The 347-nt window shown below is 60.2% G+C and carries 1 protein-coding gene; it reads right to left on the reverse strand.

Annotation, left to right across the window (positions count from 1 at the left end; all coding sequences use genetic code 11):
* On the reverse strand, positions 1–347 hold a 347-nt coding region (locus GYA94_RS23500), incomplete at both ends, for an immunoglobulin-like domain-containing protein (protein WP_161893197.1).

Here is a 347-nt window from a genome sequence, read left to right on the forward strand (position 1 = left end):
TCGAACGCTGCACCGGTAGCGTCGGCTGCCGATTTGATGCCCAAGGTGATTTCGCCGGCATCTTGATAGACGTCATCGCCCTGTGCTGCGTGCTCGTAAGCCGCGGTGGTTTCGCCAGCCTTGATGGTGACCTTGGCATCGTTGCTCAGGGTCACGACCAGGTCGTGAGCCAAAGGCTGATTGATATGCACGGTGAACGTCGGTTTGACGTTCTCGGCGACCGAGGTCTGGTCAGCTGTGATGGTGACCTTGACGATGTCACCTTCGTTGCCCGGGGTGCCAGGCTCGTCGGTGACCTGGGTGCTGACCTCAGCCTTGTCCAGGGTCAGCTGCTCGAACTTCCACGC

It is taken from the genome of Pseudomonas juntendi (assembly GCF_009932375.1).
GTDB classification, from domain to species: Bacteria; Pseudomonadota; Gammaproteobacteria; order Pseudomonadales; family Pseudomonadaceae; genus Aquipseudomonas; species Aquipseudomonas juntendi.